This is a genomic window from Mesorhizobium sp. M1A.F.Ca.ET.072.01.1.1 (genome assembly GCF_004023325.1).
Classification (GTDB): domain Bacteria; phylum Pseudomonadota; class Alphaproteobacteria; order Rhizobiales; family Rhizobiaceae; genus Mesorhizobium.
The window spans coordinates 1-17625 of sequence record NZ_RZSF01000119.1; the positions used below are offsets into that span (position 1 = coordinate 1).

Consider the following 17625-nt stretch of genomic DNA (forward strand, 5'->3'; position numbering starts at 1 on the left):
AAGCGAATAGGGCTCGCGGGCCGCTCGATTGCTCGTCGGCGGGCAGAGAGAGCGCTGATCGAAGAAATTTCGGTCGATACGCTTCAATCATTGGATAAGCTCTTGAAGGCTGACCCGGCGATCGGGCAGACGCGCTTTCATTGGCTGCGATCGACGCCGGAAGCGCCGGGTGCATCCAATCTGGTCGGACTGACCGAACGGATTGCATTCCTGCGGACGCTTGAGATCGATCCGAAATTGCAGGCGCGTATATCATCCGGACAGTGGGACCAGATGATCCGTGAGGGGAACGCCATTGCCGGCCTGGCTTGCCAATGACTGACGGGAAGCCGGACCTTGTCCCGCTCGATCTGGCCCGCCCGGCATATGAGCGGGCACGATCTGCTGCGCAAATGACGGGCCGATGGGCTGGAGAGGGCTCGCTACGTCGCCCACCGGGTCATCGGCGGCGGTCGCCCCCGGCTGTGGCGTGCGGCTTTCCCGCACCAAATATAGCGGGCCACAATGGTGTGGGAAATCCACCCGCCCGGATCTTTTAAGGCGAAAAGCCGAATGGCTGAGCTACTCGGCCACGATCCAGAAGATCCAAAAAGGTCGGTAAGTTGACAACGTGCGGTCAGATAACGCGCAAAATCAGAGATTTGAGATTGGTACGAAGCTTGCTGGTACATCAGCCGATCGCTCGTGAGAGCGAGATGGCTGGATAGCTCGGACACTGAGCAGAGGCGGGAATTAGCTATGGCGCGAACTGACGTAGAGCGATTCATCAACGAGTTGGGAAAAAAAGGCAGTCCGCTTGAAAACCTCAAACGGCGTGCTGGAGGGCTTGCGTCGATTGTGGAATTTGCAAAGGACCTCGACTACAACATCACACTCGACCAGGTTAAACGTTTGATCCGATCGAACAGCCGAGAAAAACCAAATAGCAAGAAGCTTCGCGCGACTGCGGGCCGCAAGGATGGTTCGAGTGTTTCGACCTTGACCAGCCTTGTACACACCAAAGCGTTGGCTAATTGCGCTCCTTGTACATCCATGAGCCCTGTTAAAGTCGGTGGAAAAACTGCAGCCGTCGCGGTCGTTATCGTCGTTGTGATAGTTGTAGCGGTCGCGAGCTAGCTCTGATCGCATTCGCTCGAAGGAGCCGGTCTGAAGAGAACATGATCGCAAAGCTTGTCAGCGAGAAGATAATGTCATCAGTCGGACAAGGGGCCGCTGCAACGGCTCATCTCTACCCTCGGAGCGAACGCTGGCGGCAGATTTTTGATCGGCGCACGCCAAAGGAACGGCGCAGTTTGTCACATATCAAGCGCTTCATGGAGCGGCTGGCCGGTGACGGGAATTTCCGTACGGCGCTTTCCGAGAACCTCGACAATCCTCGGATAGTGACCGCGTGCTACGGCATCGAAGTTGACCCAATGGAGATCCTGCCGCTCTGGTGCGGTGACTACCTGAAGTATCGCTTCAAGCCGGAGTCTGCCCCGTGGCCGCTGGCTATGATGTGGGATGAGTATACGCGGGAGATGTTGCGCCATCGCGACCTCATGCGCGGCCAAGGCGAAATGTCGACTATCAACCCTCGCTTTCATGCCTGGCGCGAGCGCCAAATCCGGCTCTGTAACGACGAAATGGGCGAATTGGCACCGTCGATCGCGCACTCCGTCATCGCTTTCGAGCTGAGCGAAGGCTGCACCGTCGGTTGCTGGTTCTGTGGCCTCTCGGCGGGTACCTTCAAAGGTTACTATGAATACACTGAGGAGCATGCAGAGGTTTGGCGCGGCGTGCTCCGTGTGGCGAGCGAAATGTTTGGTTCGGCAGTCCGCACTGGCTTCTGTTACTGGGCCACAGACCCGATCGACAACCCGGAGTACGACCGTTTTCTGTTCGACTACCATCAAATCACGGGCGAATTGCCACAAACGACGACGGCGGCCCCGCTCAAGGATCAGGCACTCACCAACCGCGTGCTCGAACTGTTCGAACGCTACGGTCGCGTGATCAATCGTTTCTCGGTGCTAAGCACGGACCATCTTAATCAGATACACGCGGCGTTTTCGCCCGAGGACCTGATGGGGGTCGAACTCATCCTGCAGGGCAAGGACGGGCCGACCGCAAAGGCTTTCACCGGGCGCGCACGAGCGCGGAAGGAGAAACTCAGGGCAGCCGGCAAAGCTGCCGCAATCGCCGTGCCGGAGGGCTGTCCCACGACAATCGCCTGTGTTTCTGGCTTTCTCGTGAACATGCGGCAGGGACGTTTACAACTGGTGACGCCGGTACCGGGTAGCGAACGGTGGCCTCTCGGGTACCGAATCGTGGCTCAACGTTTCTTCAGCACGCCCGACGAGTTCCGGGAGGGTCTCGATAGCATCATCGACGAGAATATGCTCGAAAGCCCGCCTCCCAACCGGCCAATTCGCTTCCGCGGAGACCTGCAATACGAGGCAGGGGACCACTGCTTCCATCTCCGCTCACGCAACATTGAGCATCGAGTGCTCGACGGGGTGGTTCCGATTCCCATTGGCCATCTAATCGCGAGCGGGAACTGTACAGCCTCGGAGCTGATTATGGGGGTCACGGACGGAGCGAGCGTCCTTGCAGTCGCCGACCTGCTCGATCAGCTATACGCGGCTGGGGTGATCGAAGAGGACCTCGACGACATTTCGCTTGGCAGAACGGGATGACGGGCGCGGGCCGCGGGCTTTTTTGTCCGCAACGCCACTGCCCTGCGTCCCACTCGGGTGAAGCGGGCTATCGCGGCCGGCTCGGCGGCGGCTGGGATGCGAGCGCCTCCTCACCCAAGGACCTGCGGCAAAAATCGAAAGAAAACCTGCTCTGATGCGATCTTCACTCTTCTTCTCGCCGCTATCCGCTCGCCGAGGCCGCCGGCGTTCTGATCGGACCATCCGCTGTCGCTGAGGCTCTCGCCGGTTCACCGCAATTGTCTCAAAATGGCGGACCCGCGACACGCTGTGGGGTTTGTCAGGTCCGCGACACAGGCTTCGTGGGCCGATCTGTTGTTTGCGGCAGGCCAAAAGAGCTGAACAGCAAGCATTAACTTTGTCGCCGGCTCGATCCGTCAGATTGGAACGAGATTTGCACCCTTTGAGGGTGAGACGACGGCAGCAGCCGACCGGCTCTCCTGTCGCAGGCCCCGCGACCGACACAGCCAAGGAAGGAGCCCAGCATCCGCCGGGTGGTGGTCGGACGGCGGCGACCTCCCCCTGTTCGCCATGGATAGCCGCACCTCATAGACGTTCTCGATCGTAAGCAGCACCGGTTGCCAATGAGCATGTTGGCGGCTTGCTGGCTCCCTATGGATGCGCTCCCGCAGCTGCAAAAGCTGGTCTGGGGGGCGAGAGCTACGCTTTGAAAACCGGAGTCGACCCGTCCTCGTCATGAGGGTCACCGTCGTCGGTGGAAGGTTTCGTTGGTGGTCGCCTGATTTCGAACGAATTCGGTTCCATTCACAATTAAGGTGAGGTGTTGTTGTGTATAGCTTCCTGCTTGCGTCCTGGGGGACGTCGGGTAATCTGAGTCCGTTGCTGACTGCGGCCCGAAGACTGCAACGGCGCGGCCATAGCGTCCGCGTCATGGCTGATCCAGTGATGCAGAGTGAAGTGGCTTCGGCGGACTGCGAATTCGTGTTCTGGCGGCGTGCCCCGATAGGCATCGACGCGGACCCGACTAACTTTTCGGACATCCGTGACTGGTTTCAAAAGGCGGTGTTCGGCCCCGCGCCAGCCTATGCGGCCGATATCCGGGATGAGATCGGCCGCGTCCCGACGGATGCTGTCATTGCCATCGATCTATTGTTCGGTGCCGTATTGGGCGCCGAAGCTGCGGGCGTGCCTATCGCAATGTTGGCACCCCATGTTAGCCTTCGCCCTCTCCCAGGGACTCCGCCGGTCACCAGCGGGTTCGTGAAGCCGCAAACGCCAAAAGAGCGGATCGAGGCCGCTGCGGCGAGCGAAGGCTGGGCGTGCTTTTTGAACCAGTTCCTTCCACTTTTAAACGAGGCGCGCGCCGGCCTCGGCCTCTGCGGCTTAGACAAGACGGTGGATTTGTTCCAGTGTGCTGATCGGTACTTGCTCGCGATCAGCCAGACCTTCGACTTTTCAGCCGACTCTCTGCCCGATAACGTTCGTTATGTCGGGCCGCTGCTCGATCAACCGAATTGGTCGAAGGGCTGGGCGGCTCCCTGGCCTATGGACTCCGGTCGACCTCGTGTGCTTGTCGCCTGCAGCACCGGGGCTCAGGGTCAAGACCAATTGGTTCAGCGGATCATCAGCGCACTGGGTACGCTGGACGTGGACGCAGTAGCGACCATCGGCCCCCATCTTGACTCGAGAAAACTGGAGGCCCCCAGGAACGTGCATCTGCTGCACGGTGCACCGCATGACCTAGTGATGAAGGAAGTCTGCCTCGTCGTGACGCAGGGCGGCCACGGCACCGTCAGCCGCGCGTTGATAAACGGTCTGCCGCAATTGGTGCTCCCGAACGGGCGCGACCAAGGGGATAATGCCGCACGAGTTGTGTCGAAGGGAGCTGGTCTACGCCTACCGTCGAGTGCTCCTGAGGCCGAGATCGCCGACGCCGTCAGTCGGCTAGTTCAGGAACCGTGTTACCGGGATGCGGCCCGACGCTTGGGCGATGCCATGAAACATGAAATCGCGGCCTCCGCTCTCGTTGACGAATTGGAGGCTATGGTGGCAAATAGGCGCGTTGTCTGATCGCCGCTTTGACACTGGCGGTCCGATCCTGCTCAGACATTTAGATCCTTCAAGTTCACCTTCGGCCGCGTCGGCATCTTACCGACTGGCTTTACGCATCCACGTCATTCCGCCGATGCTTCTGCACCGGGCCAAGTCGACATTCCCCGGCTTGGTGCCTCTTACAGACCATCGTGTTTCAGCATCAGTCGGTTCCTATTTTGCCGAGGATCAGGACCGATTGATAGCGGCCTTCCGCTTTCGATCGGGCCGTCTGCTTTCAGGAATTGTCAATCCGGCTGCGCCGGCCGGGAAAGGATCGGCGAACGCATCGCTTCCGCGATCTGACTGCGTTCGGGTCCATTCTCCGCTCTGGGCACAATCATCTACCCTTTAGAAGGCCAACACAGAGAAAAGGAGCCGCACTTGAAGAACGCAGCCCGATCGGGTCCCATTCTGATGAAACGCGCCGGGGTATGCCTCGCACACACTTCGAAGCAAGACCGGCTTCACCCCTGAGTCCACCGCTGATCTTAATTCACGGTTGGACAGGCGATCACAGGATATTCACGCCGCAGATCGAATATTTTGCTCACAGTCGGCACGTTGTAGCGGTCAACCTTCGCGGTCACGGGGAGAGCGACGGACCGAAGCAGGAGTACACGATCGAGGGTTTTGCCGATGACGTAGCATGGCAATGCGCCGAGCTGAAGCTGGAGAAACCGCTGATCATCGGCCACAGCATGGGTGGATCGGTCGCACTTGATCTGTGCGGGCGCCATCCGGACCAGGTCTCAGGTCTGGTGATGATCGATTCCATTGTCACGCCAGGATCGGCGTTGCGCGAAAGCGCCGACGTCGGTCGTTTACTGGATGAAATTTCCGGTCCAAACTATCGGGCCGTTTTGCGGAAGAATGCGTTGTCCATGGCCGTCGACTACGACGATATTGCCAGGCGCGAGAGCATCCACAACATCTACATCCAGCCCTCGTGCGAGAAGACACCGCAGCATGTAGCCTATTCGGCAATGCGTAACTACATTCTCAACTATGACGCGTCTCCCGCCGCATCGCGTTGCAAAGTCCCTATGGCTTACATATCGGCGGATGTGCCGTTAGTGAACGCTACCCGGGATCTCGACTGGCTAAAGGCTCGTTGTTCGCAGCTCATCCTGGCCAAGACGTTGTTAGCTGGCCATTTCAACACCATCGAAGTGGCTGACCAGGTGAATGCAATGCTCGACCGCTTCCTAGCAGTCGGCCTCCGACGCCGCGCCACTACGCGCATGTAATACATGTGCGCAGGGCGCTGCATACACGTCAGTGGTGGGTTTGGTCGGGTTATGACCGGCGTTTCGGCCGATCGGCTAAGCGTGTCCGTTCGCAAGATGGCGTGCTTCCGTCCTGCGATTTTGAGACATTTCCAATTCGTGACCCTCCGCATTTGTTTCGTGGCTTCGGCATAGTCGGCGATGTCGTTGGTCTTCGAAGCAACTTCGCGGACCATCTGCTTTACACTCGCCGGTTTCGAGGAAAAGACACGACACGGTCAGGCAATTGACGTCGGAGACCTCTACGAACATAAAATCCGACAACTTTTTCAGCTTGCCGCGTCTACGGAGCCGGAGTCCTTCGCCATCCTAGGCCAGCGAGCCTTCGCCCGACTCATCAACTTGGAAGGCCCCGATTTCCCTCCGAGCAACCCGAACGATATTGCGATCATAGCCCACCCCAGAGGAGCCATGGGCAACCTCTGGAGGTACCTGCCGCATCGACCATCGGTTGGAATAAAAGAACTGCTCGGTTCCAAGGAACAGTGGCGACATAGATATCCATGGAACCGTGATCAGTCCCTCCGCCAATAATTTTGAGAGCACGGCACCGCTACCATACGCGCCGATTACGAAATTGCCGTTGATCTCCTCTTTAATCGCGTGGAAGTAGGCGAGGATGGGGCCGTCGATCTGCGTAGCCGGATAGTCCAAATCGACGGCGAAAAAAATCGTACTGCCCCTATCTTTCGGCTGGCCGACGCGCTTTGCGAACCCAATAGCACTCTTTGCATTTGCAGTACCGATCGAGCTCGAGAAATTGGAAATATGGCGGCTGCTGTCCTGGAAAATCGGTAGAATTCCGAAACCGTGCTCAGATAGTAGTTTGGCCTCCACTGGTGTGATGGTTTTCGGCCTCTCGGAACTCGCGTAATACCGAATGACCGTGGTCACCCCCGATCTTCGCAAGAAAGTGAGAAATTTCCGGCCTGCCGCATTGTTGAGACGGACGCTGACATCCGCTGCAGACCATCCGTCCGCCTTCGCGAAGTCTTCACAATAGGGCATGGGCTTTCCCGCTACAAAGCGCACCACCGACGTCGCTTCCGCTGACGAATGTGCGGTATTCACATATTCAACGAGCGTGCTGCTCCTTCTGGCTGAATGTAAAGTCTGGCATACGGGTCAGGGCAAGACGCGCAGGTAGTAAGGTGAGTCGCTCGGCGGGCCGAAGCGGCCGAAAACCTGCGCGATAGTGGACTGCGTATCCTTGTTTGACAGATTCAGGCACGCCTTCAGCAATGTTGAGGTGACGGCGAAACTGCCAGGGCTTCCGCCATCGAAAACGGCAAGGCAGGTTAAAGATAAATAGATTTTCGCGGAGTCCGATTGATCCAGGATGAAGCAATTGAATGCAGTCGGTTCGCCGTATCTGCTCAGATAGACACTGATGGGCTTCGCCAGATTGACGCCTGCTTTGTCGCCGTCGGCAGCATCGGCGCAAATTGACGCAAGGGTACTTGGGAAATCCGCAACGGCCATCCTGCGGTTCAGGGTCTTCGAGGCCGTGGCGGCGTCCACCTGGTTCGGCACCATTTGCATGGCATTCTGCCACATACTAGGATCCAAGTTCAGAATTGAGCCTTCGGACAGTTTCTGGATCAAGCCTGAGCAAATCCTCTCCGCTTCGAGGGGGCCGCTGCTATGGGCGCCGATTACCAGGAAGAGGCCCGCAGTTGTTTCTGCGATGGGGTTCATAGTTGGTTTCTTATAGAAGCGGGGCCGGAGTTCGTCGGCACCGCTGTCAGCCGGACCTGATCTATGACGCCGGCGAGGTTTCTTCGAATTGACACCGTGGGTTGGTGCGCTGCTGCTTTCGAGACCAATCATTAGGATCAGACCTGGGGCGTGATGTCTTGTTGCGGGGTCGAGCCGCCGTTAAAGAAGTTCTTGGCATTCATAAACTGCTCGGTGGCGTTCTTATTCACGATCTCCTGGAAGTTTTTGTAATCGGGGCCGCCGTTGCGGATCCGGCGAGTCTGAACGATATTGGTAACCTCGTTATAACTTATGTCGACGTTGACGTATCGTGTCGACGAGCAAGAAGATTTTAGATCAATGAAGTACTCATTGAACTTGACTTGTCGCAGAACAATTGCGCCGTAGTCGTAATATCCGCCTGCCCCGTTATCGAGAAGGTAGCTTTGGTAGGTGCATGTCAGAGCCTTGTACTGCTGCGACTTGCTGTTGGCGCTGAAGGTCAGGTTGCCCATCTCAGTGAGGAAGGACTCGAAATCCGTTAGCAGAGACGCCCCGTCAGTGACGATCGCCTTCGCGATCAAGGAGAGGAACGTGGCTGAGACGGAGGTGCCGGCAAACTTGTTTGAGTAACCTTTCTGTTTTTGCCCTCCCATCGAAAGATCGGGAATATTGCCCACAACATTCGTCCAGGTGTTGATGTCAAGTTTTGTCGCATCAACTTTAGGATGATGGGTATGCATGTAGTCGTGAATGAGTCCTCCTATAGCCAGAAGGTTGTCCTGATTTTCTTTCATGATGCCGCTGTACGCCGGGTCATCAGTCTTCTGACCAATGAGGTGAAACTGTACTGTTCCTTGATCGTTGGCGATGGTGTCGTCACTGGGGCGCGCAGCACCTGGCTGGGCCAAAAGAAGGGAGTTGGCGCCGAAAAACGCGCTCGCCGCCTCATAATTCTTGTCCGAATGGCTCTGTTCATGCCCTTGAAAATGCGCTGCGACCGCGTTCAACATGTTTATCCTTCCTTTTCTGAGCGTTGCTGTGAAAGCCGCAAAGTGCCTGGAGTGCCGTAAACGCTTGGGTATCAGGTGATCTTTGCGTGTCTTCACTGGCTGTATACCAGTTTGTTCCGATCCCCACCTTTGCGTCAGGCAGACCTTTCTCTGCGCGCAGCCATTTTGCGATAGCGCAGCGGCGAGAGCCCATGGATCGCCTTGAACGCGGTGGAGAAATTGTTGCTGTTTTCGTAGCCTAAGGATTCAGCGACCTCGGCCACGCTTTCATGCCCGCTTCGCAAGCGGGCGGCAGCCTCCATCATCCGGTAGTGCCGTAACCAGGTCATAGGCCCGCAGCCAAAGGCAGCCTCGAAGCGGTTGACGAGTGTTGTCTTGTTGGTCCCGGCTATGCGCGCCAATTCGCTGAGGGCGATCTGCTGATCGACTCGCTGTGCCAGCAGAGCGCAAGCCTTCTGAACGAGGGGGTCGGCTGAGAAGAATAGCGGTGCAGAACGCCGCGCGATCTGAGCGACGCAGGCGGTCAGTCTGCTCACAACTTCCTGCTCGATCAGTGGCCACAACAGGTAATCGGAATACCCGTCGGAGAAAACCGCCTCTCGGTCCAGCCTGTCTTCGGAAACCAGGGCTAGTTGCACCAGTCCGGAAGAGAGCTTCGCATGACCGTACCCCTGTTGCTCCCATTCGCGGCAATCGATGATGACGATTTGCGCGTAGCGCCCCGGCCGCAACAAACGGTGCTCAAGGATATCGATCTGCCGCACTTCGTTGGGCAGATTGCCGAAGATCCGAGAACTCGCAATTTGTGCCAAACACTTACCTGCCAAAGGGTCCGGGCCAAGATACGAGGCCAGAATCGATGCATGTACCTCGGTAACACCCTGAGAACATGGCCTGCGAAAGCCTTGACGCGGCCGAACGGCGGTCGAAGAAGGTGGGTCTTGGTTTGTGTAGTTGGCTGTAAGTGTGAATACCTTCTTCACAGCAGATGCTCGCTCGAAGTCAGCGCGCGTCGGTTTCACTGAGTTGGGACAGCGAAACCAGCATCGCGTCCCGATGGACGAGGGGGTAATGAACTGGCCCGGTCCTGAAGATGGTGCCAGACTTCGATCGCATCACGCTTCTTCCCTTCGCGAAGCATCAGCCGTTTGCCCTCTCATTATCGATGGATGCGCCAGCTCTGTTCCCGCCGCCGCTGCGGCGGCAATCTTGTGGCGCAGCCAGTGATGCTCTGGGTCGCGATGGCAACGCTCGTGCCAAATCAGCCCAACCTCGTAAGGCGACAGTTCCACCGGCGGATCGACAATCGCTAGGGGGAGCAAGGCGGCGATCCGTGTCGCGACGCGGTGTGGTACAATCAGCACCAGATCGGTCGCCGCGATGGCCACAGCGGCCGTCAGGAGGTTGGAAACCAGCACCGGATCGCGATCTTGGAGGTGTAAATTGGCCAGATCGTCATGCACCCGTCCGAAGCCGCCCTTAGAATCCGAGTCAATGGCAGCGTGGCGCAGGGCAGCGAAGGCCTCGATCGTCCATTCCTGCGCCAGGGCTGGATGGTCGCAACGTAGCAGGCAGGCGAAGCGGTCAGTATAGAGCCTGCGCCGAAAGAAGCCCGGTGGAGTGCCACCGGTCTGCCCAACGGCCAGATCGATCTCGCCTTGCTCAAGCCGCCGGAGCGCGCCGGTTAGAAACGAGCCGGTGACGATGTCGAGATTGGGCGCGTGCTCGCGCAGCAGGGGTAGGAGAGGTGGCAGCAAGATCAGGGCTTGATGGTCGGGTATCGCCATTATCGTCTTTGATCGCCATTCCCCCTGGCGGTTCACCATCCCGCGGAGCGCATCCAACACCGGCGGCAGCATTCGGGCCAACCGTTCGGCCTGCGGCGTCGGGACCATGCCGCTCGAGCCGCGAACCAAAAGATCGTCATTGAAAATGCCACGCAGCCTTGTCAACGCTCGGCTCATCGACGGTTGGCTCAAGCGCACGTGCCGAGCCGCATGCGTGACGTTGCGGTGCTCCAGCAGCGCCTCAAGAGACAACAGTAAATTCAGATCAATGGATGCCAGCATTTGCTGTTGCCGTGCGGCGCGAGCACCCTCGACAATCAGTCGTGGCCGATCACGCGTGTTTGAAGAAATCTGCCGACTGCAAGAGAGCTCACCCATGTCTTTTTCCTCTTGTTTTAATATGGAATGTGCTCAAGCTAACGTCTTGAGATGTAGGTCGACGCTGCTTAGCACATCAGCGATGTCGCCAACCGGCTGGGCCGACATATTCAATACACGGGGTCTCGATCAGCGAAGCGATGACAGTCGAACGACACCGACGGACCCGGCGACGAGAGCCCTTATCGCGGATCGGCTCAAATAGTTTGAGGAGTGGCCGCAGCCGCGAGTTCTTCGCTCCCGTGCCAGCACAATCGGCTACAACCAACTGGGTAGTTGGTCTGCGGTCAGCGCGATCGGGGTTACCACAGCACATTAACCACGCCTCGGCGAGGCCGGAATGCTGCCCTGATTCACTTGGTCGCGATCAGCCTCATACTGGCAGGTCGGCCGCCTCGAGCTTGGCTAGAAAGCCGTCGCACCATCCATAGACATCGTGGCCTTCGAGACTGTTCTTCATTGCGTTCCAACGCTCTTTCCGTTCCTCTGGCGACATGCGAAATGCCTCTTCCGTGGAGGCCGCCACAGCCTCTGGGTCATAGGGATTGACGATCACCGCTCCCTCCAACTCGCCAGCGGCGCCGGCAAACTGCGAGAGCACGAGGACGCCCGGATTGCTTGGGTCTTGCGCTGCCACGTATTCCTTCGCCACCAAATTCATGCCGTCGCGGAGCGGCGTCACTAGACCAACGCGTGCCAGTCGGTAGAGGCGGGCCAGTTCCAGCGGGCCATGGGAACGATTGGTGTAGTGTACTGGTACCCAATCGATAGTTCCAAGTTCCCCATTGACACTTCCCACCAATTCGGCGATCTGCTTTTGCAGCGCCAGATAGGCCGGTATTTCCCCGCGGGATTTCGGGGTAATCTGCAGCAGTAGCGTCTTGCGGACGCGATGGCTGTTACGATCAAGGAAATGGCGAAACGCCACGATGCGCCGATCGATGCCCTTGGAATAATCCAATCGGTCGACACCAATGGCGACGTCACAGCCAGCAGTCTTCTTGTAAAGTTCCTGCAGATCCCCGTCGCGCGTCGCTAGCTCTGCGAGGCTCTCGAACTTGGCCGTGTCGATACCGATTGGAAAAACCCCGCAGCGAAACTCCCGCCCTTTGACTAGGTAGCTACCGTCTTTCATGAGACACCCTGGGTTTCGGCGGCGGAGACATTCGGCGAAGTTGTTAAGATCGTCGTCGGTTTGAAAGCCGACAAGGTCATAGAACGAAAGCGCTTCCAGCAATTCTTCGCAGAGCGGCACGGTGGCGAGGATGTCCGCCGGCGGCCATGGTATGTGCAGGAAAAAGCCGATGCGGTTGAGGCAGCCGCGCTCGCGCAGTTCTTTCCCTAGAGGGATCAGGTGATAATCCTGCACCCATATGACGTCGTCCTCGCGGTGGAGCGGCATTAAAGACTCTGCGAAGAGTCGGTTAACGCGGTAATATCCTGACTTTCGCGCGTCGTTGTATTCGGCGAGGTCGACACGGCAGTGGAAGACCGGCCAAAGAACCCTGTTGGCGAAGCCGTAGTAATATTCGTCCAGATCCTTCTGCGAGAGATCGGCAAGGGCATAGGTGATGCCGTTGGCCTCCTGCATCGTCGGTGACAGCTGGTTCTTCTCGGTTTTCACCTTCCCCGACCAGCCCATCCAAAGGCCGCCTCGTTGCTTGAGCGCGGCGTTCAGCGCAATGGCCATTCCGCCCGGGGGCAGTGACCCGTGCTCGTCGGGCAGCGCAACCCTGTTTGACACGATGACCAGTCTACCATCTCCACCGTCGTCCCCAACGGCACTCATAATGTTCTTCATGGTCACTCCTGTTGCCTGCCAGCTTTTGGCTTTGATCGCAGCCAAGTTAGGGACGGTCATCAGGTGGGACAATCTCATTAGGCGTATGGCAGAATAGCGCACACAAATAGGCACTAAGCGGGGCAGGAACTGAGCTCCCAAAGCTTCGGTTTTTGGATCATGTTTCTCCTGATTTAACTGAGAGCGTGGGCCGGTTCCCTACGACCACTAGACTGGCAGACCGGCGCCTCCGGGTTCGCGATGAGCGCATCGTCCTCCCAATTGTCCCAGAGCTTTGTTACCACGTCTACGAATTCGCCCGAGCTCTTGTAACAGTCGGCGTGGGTTGGATATCGGTCAAAGCCGAAATTCAACGCCGCGACCCGACCATTGGCCAGACACGCTTTTGCTGGGATCGGCGCCGGATGCGCCTGGTACGTCAAACCTGGTCGGGCTGACCGGACGGATTGCCTTCCTGCGCAAGCTCGAAATCGACCTTCATCTGGCGGCATCGATCAACACCGGTGCGGTTGTGCCCTCGCGGACCTTGAAGAAACTCTCGGCATCACCGAAGGAAAGCCAACTGGCCAAAGCTCCTCGGCCCCATCGAGCGGTCGCTCTCCATGATCGAATGATATTCGAGTCCGGCATTGCGGCGGCGATGTCAGGCCCGGTTCCCTGATGGCGCTGAGAGCAACGGTTATGTGAATCGCGGTCGCAAACCCGGCAGGCCGCCGGTTCCACCCGGCTTGAGCAAGCGCCCACTCAGGCGCCCCTACCGGAAGTCGGGCGCGCCATTCGTGGACGTCGATCTGCGGCTGACGGAGAGTGACAAGAATCCTATCGCTGATGTCGTCACGATGCTTGCGGCCGACCCCGGCCAACGAAGCTAGTTCATAGCGGCGGCTCTCTAAGCCGAGGGGTGCCTGACTGAACGGTACCCGATCGGGCTGGCAATCCCGACCAGCTGACGCCCGATCAGGCGCTCTCGTTGTGGTCGTCCCCACCGCCATGCAACATTCTACTTTGCTGGCGCCCCGCCATTAGGACACCGGCCGGCGCTAGCCGCCCTGCGTCGAACTGCGCCTGGTCAAGACCAGCGCGGCCTCGCGCGGAAGCGGGTCACAGGGTCGGGGCATGTCGCGATGCGTTCGCAGACAGTGCAGTGTTTCTGCAAGTCAACAGCTCCTATATCGAGATGGCAGCGCCTCACGGTAGCGCGGGTTCTGCCGGCCGCATCGACCGCCGCGCCTCCGCAAGATCGAGCGGCGTAGAGGCTCCAACATTGGGTTCGCGGTGCCGCTGTCCTAGCCAGCGACGGTCGTGTTCGTCATCCCCGCGGTTCGCGTGCATCCGCCGCTGGCCCATCTGATGCGCGCTTCGCCCTGCGGACAGCAGACGGCGAAGCCGCCATGGCCGCGAAAATCTCGCAATGTCGGCTCGATTCCAGGTCCCTCCCGCCACTTTTGCGAGGTGATCCGTGCAGGTGCCGGGCGTGGGATCATGCCATCCATCCCCTGACCTCATCATTGCTATCGTCCTCCTTCAGCCGGCCGAGCCTTCCGACGCCGGATCGATTATCACGATACTCTCTGAAGAACAGTCTCTTTTAGAGAGCGTGACGGTCTGCGCCGTTTACCGAGTTTCAGCCTTTGCCATCGCCTCCTGCCCTCCCCGCCGCGCCTCACTCTACCCTGCTCGCATCGCCTCACCTCACGCGGGAAAGAGTGTCGTTAACGTCATCCTGTGCGGCAAATGTCACAGCGATAAGACAGAACGCAGAAACGCCATAATGGCGTCCTGCCAAGCCTATCTGGACGCTCCTGTCGCCGAATAGAAGCTGAGGAATGCCCCCGCAGTTAACGGCTCTTTAATCATGCGGGGCTAGCCAAGAAGGGTCACAGCACCTGCCCAATCACATGTGACCTTTAAAGACCCGGCACCCAGATTTGTGCCGAGTCTTTTTGTGTCGTTAGGGTAGCCTGATCCAATTGAGCGGGTCAGGAATAATGTCCCAATGCGGCGATCAGGAACCTTCTTAAGCCGGTCACCGACTTCATAAAGCCGACGGGAGCCATGAAAAATCGCACGTTTTCATGCGATGGTCGTCATGAACCTCGCATCGGGCGCTACCGCTGTGTTCGGTCGGCAGCCGATGCCCGGAAATTGCTCCGCGAATGACCTGACCACGTGGAAGCATGGATCCTACCTCGTGCAGGAGAATGTCAATCTCGCAGGCGACGTAAGCAAGGGGCTTTCGCATAGACAAGCCGGCTGCGGCGTTTCTGCGGCCATTACTCCAGCGTTTTGATTATCCCAGATCATCCGCGATTTAAATCAAATACCTCTGTGGATATTGACGATTGCGCGACCCTCACCTCGTAGACGGCCAGCGCGGGCGGCAACTGAGAGGGTCATATGACAAGCGATTTTTCCGCCGCGCGAGTGCATCTAGATCGAGCGTATCATTACCTGCGTGGCGATGACCCGATGAGCCGGAGGGGGCGCGAAGCCTTGGATTTGCTGATCGAGGCGGTTGCTGTCGAAGAGTTCAAGCAGCCGCGCCAAAACGCGGAGGTGCTAACGTTTCCGATTAAGCGCCGCTTCTGACGCGATCTCCGTTGTGGCAACCATGAACATGGTGTGCAAACACCCTCAGAATACTGTCCGTCCAGGGATGAGCCGGGTCGGGCAATCGAATGGGTCCGAAGCGGGTCGCTCACAACCATTCGAATTGAGCTGCCTTGGCTGAAGGCTATTCCGGAATGGCCACCGCCTATGCTCCGCGCCCGACGCAGGGCTGCGGCGAACCGTTTTGCCAGCCATTCGCCTGCTTTCCTGTCCCAGGACGGCGGCGATCCGAACGGTCGCCTGAGCAGGTTCACTAACACGACGCTCGCCTGGCACGACGGGATAGGTGAGGGGAGCCGCGGTGCTTTCGGCGTCCTACTCGCCGACGGGCCCTCGGCGGAGGGCCGTCGAGTCTTTTTCGCTACCGGCGTTTCAGATACGCTGCCGAGGGCTAATGGGCTGGCGTAGATATGGGGCAAAAGACCGCTGACCCTACTGCTATGAACTCGATCGGGGACGGCTCGGCGTGATTGGTGCCGATCCTGCTCGGACCACCAGGAACTTCGTCTTCCCCAATGAGGAGGCGCCCTGCTGCTTTGCCCTGCGGGACGAATGCCCATTTTTCCATAATCATTGCATATATCAGTGCTAGGAAGGTCCGAATCGAAAACGAAAAAATCGGGCGAGGCTTATGATGTTGAGCGCTAGCCGAGGCAAATCGCCTGCACAGCTTTTCCGCTATCTATCGGCCAAGTGGCCTGCGGCGTTCAATCCGAAAGCACCCAGGCCGCTCAAGATCGGCATTCATCATGACATTCGGGTGCTTGACGGCGAACTGTCTGATGATGAATTGAGGAGAGCCCTGCTGGCGTATACCAGGATGGCCAAATACTTGGCGAGACTGGATGCCGGCGCCGCACGGGTCGATCTCGATGGCAAGCCGGCCGGCGTGGTCTCGGATGCGGACGCGGCGACCGCCAAGGCTTTGCTTTGCGCCCGCAAGGACAAACAAGAGACCAAGCAAACGCCAGAGCCAGGGGAAGAGCCTCAAGCGCTACCCAAACCAAAACCGAAGCGAACCGCCGTGTTCAAGGCGAAGAATACGGCCGACAGCCCGACCGGGATAGTCGTTGAGACGAAGCGTCGCCGGTCCTTCCGAAAGCCGATGGCTTGATCGCCGCTGAGCGATGGCTTGTGCCGACCGGACAGCCCCTCAGGTCGGAGCACATGGCGCCCCGTGCCGATCCGAATTGCCGCGATCGCAACGGAGCTGCCGCATTCGTGCTGGCGAAAACGGAGTGGTCGGTCATCCCTTCTTCGAGATGAACGAAGGCCGGACGCTATTCCGATGTTCGTTCTGGCCACCGCTGCGACCGTTATATCGTTCGGGATGGCAGTCAGGTCGATGCCGGCCCAGATTGACTGTGGCCGCTTCACGGGCCCACGCTTCTGTAGATCTCGACGACAAGGGGTCGCTGCTGTCTCATGCTCTCGGCGACTTGGGGGTGGTGCGAATATTATCTAGGTCGATTGCACGGTTTCGCCACCGCTCCCTCATACTCTTGAACGGTTTTCGAATAAGCCACGACGCCAGCGGCTCTCCGCGCCCCCGGCCCGCGCTCTCGCCCTCCTTGTCCTGCTTTCGCGACCATCGCTACTACGGCCGTGCGGCCGGCGTTCGCGCCGAACATTTCCGGCCGGTCCGACTTCAAAGAAAAGGGCGGCATTGCTGCCGCCCTTCGAGATTAGTGAGAGGCGCGGACCCTAGAAATCCATACCGCCCATGCCACCCATGCCGCCGCCGGGCATGCCGGCAGGCATGCCGCCGCCAGCCGACTCCTTCTTCGGAGCCTCCGCGATCATGGCTTCGGTGGTGACCAGCAGGCCGGCGACCGAGGCCGCGTCCTGGAGAGCTGTGCGCACGACCTTGACCGGATCGACGATACCCATGGCGATCATGTCGCCATATTCACCGGTCTGGGCATTGAAGCCGAAGGTCGGGCCCGTGTTCTCGAGGATCTTGCCGGCAACGATCGATGCTTCCGCACCGGCGTTGGCCGCGATCTGGCGGGCCGGAGCCTGCAGCGCGCGACGCACGATGCTGATGCCAGCGGTCTGGTCGGAGTTGGCGCCGCTGACGGTGATGGCCAGCGAAGCGCGCAGAAGTGCGACGCCGCCGCCGGGAACGATGCCTTCTTCGACGGCCGCGCGGGTCGCGTTGAGGGCGTCGTCGACGCGGTCCTTCTTTTCCTTGACTTCGATCTCGGTCGCACCACCGACGCGGATGACGGCAACGCCGCCCGCCAGCTTGGCGAGACGTTCCTGCAGCTTCTCCTTGTCGTAGTCCGAGGTGGTCTCCTC

At 58.8% G+C, this 17625-nt stretch carries 14 protein-coding genes and 1 pseudogene; 8 read left to right on the top strand and 7 right to left on the bottom strand.

The features are described from left to right. From EOA32_RS17720 to EOA32_RS17740, 6 genes and pseudogenes are all read left to right on the top strand, one after another. Positions 1-294: pseudogene (locus tag EOA32_RS17720) on the top strand (hypothetical protein); the annotation flags it as partial. Between the two features lie 444 nt (positions 295-738). After that, the gene (locus EOA32_RS17725; protein ID WP_128372435.1) at positions 739-1116 is read left to right on the top strand and encodes a hypothetical protein; all 378 of its coding nucleotides are present in this window, start codon (positions 739-741) and stop codon (positions 1114-1116) included. A 41-nt stretch (positions 1117-1157) separates the two neighbouring features. Then, positions 1158-2678 (top strand): radical SAM family RiPP maturation amino acid epimerase, encoded by a 1521-nt coding sequence (locus EOA32_RS17730; RefSeq protein ID WP_128372436.1) that lies wholly within the window; start codon positions 1158-1160, stop codon positions 2676-2678. Then, positions 2675-2833, top strand: a complete 159-nt coding sequence (locus EOA32_RS38660) for a hypothetical protein (protein ID WP_156768225.1) — start codon at positions 2675-2677, stop codon at positions 2831-2833. The genes EOA32_RS17730 and EOA32_RS38660 overlap by 4 nt, the downstream gene beginning before the upstream one ends. A 754-nt stretch (positions 2834-3587) precedes the next feature. Beyond that, complete coding sequence (locus tag EOA32_RS17735) at positions 3588-4727, top strand: nucleotide disphospho-sugar-binding domain-containing protein (RefSeq protein WP_245499312.1); 1140 nt, start codon at positions 3588-3590, stop codon at positions 4725-4727. A gap of 455 nt (positions 4728-5182) precedes the next feature. Next, positions 5183-5998, top strand: coding sequence for an alpha/beta hydrolase (locus EOA32_RS17740; RefSeq protein WP_245499313.1), 816 nt, complete (start codon positions 5183-5185; stop codon positions 5996-5998). Positions 5999-6346: 348 nt separating this feature from the next. Here EOA32_RS17740 and EOA32_RS17745 read toward each other — a convergent pair whose 3' ends face one another. From EOA32_RS17745 to EOA32_RS17770, 6 genes are all read right to left on the bottom strand, one after another. Then, positions 6347-7072 (bottom strand): glycoside hydrolase domain-containing protein, encoded by a 726-nt coding sequence (locus tag EOA32_RS17745; protein WP_128372438.1) that lies wholly within the window; start codon positions 7070-7072, stop codon positions 6347-6349. Between the two features lie 90 nt (positions 7073-7162). Then, positions 7163-7735, bottom strand: a complete 573-nt coding sequence (locus tag EOA32_RS17750; RefSeq protein WP_128372439.1) for a glutamate acetyltransferase — start codon at positions 7733-7735, stop codon at positions 7163-7165. 137 nt (positions 7736-7872) lie between these two features. Further along, positions 7873-8748 (bottom strand): hypothetical protein, encoded by an 876-nt coding sequence (locus EOA32_RS17755; protein WP_128372440.1) that lies wholly within the window; start codon positions 8746-8748, stop codon positions 7873-7875. A 134-nt stretch (positions 8749-8882) separates the two neighbouring features. After that, positions 8883-9731, bottom strand: a complete 849-nt coding sequence (locus tag EOA32_RS17760) for an AraC family transcriptional regulator (protein WP_245499314.1) — start codon at positions 9729-9731, stop codon at positions 8883-8885. Between the two features lie 132 nt (positions 9732-9863). After that, on the bottom strand, positions 9864-10817 hold the full coding sequence (locus tag EOA32_RS17765; RefSeq protein WP_245499315.1) for a LysR family transcriptional regulator: 954 nt from the start codon (positions 10815-10817) through the stop codon (positions 9864-9866). A gap of 469 nt (positions 10818-11286) precedes the next feature. Next, positions 11287-12702 (bottom strand): trehalose-6-phosphate synthase, encoded by a 1416-nt coding sequence (locus tag EOA32_RS17770; protein WP_128372444.1) that lies wholly within the window; start codon positions 12700-12702, stop codon positions 11287-11289. A gap of 2409 nt (positions 12703-15111) precedes the next feature. Here EOA32_RS17770 and EOA32_RS17780 point away from each other — a divergent pair. Both EOA32_RS17780 and EOA32_RS17785 read left to right on the top strand, forming a co-directional pair. After that, positions 15112-15303, top strand: coding sequence for a hypothetical protein (locus tag EOA32_RS17780; protein WP_128372442.1), 192 nt, complete (start codon positions 15112-15114; stop codon positions 15301-15303). A gap of 655 nt (positions 15304-15958) precedes the next feature. After that, on the top strand, positions 15959-16438 hold the full coding sequence (locus tag EOA32_RS17785; protein WP_128372445.1) for a ProQ/FinO family protein: 480 nt from the start codon (positions 15959-15961) through the stop codon (positions 16436-16438). A gap of 590 nt (positions 16439-17028) precedes the next feature. Here the strand turns inward: EOA32_RS17785 and EOA32_RS17790 are convergent. Next, positions 17029-17625 (bottom strand): TCP-1/cpn60 chaperonin family protein (locus EOA32_RS17790; RefSeq protein WP_281014452.1); only part of this gene is annotated, 597 nt, incomplete at its 5' end.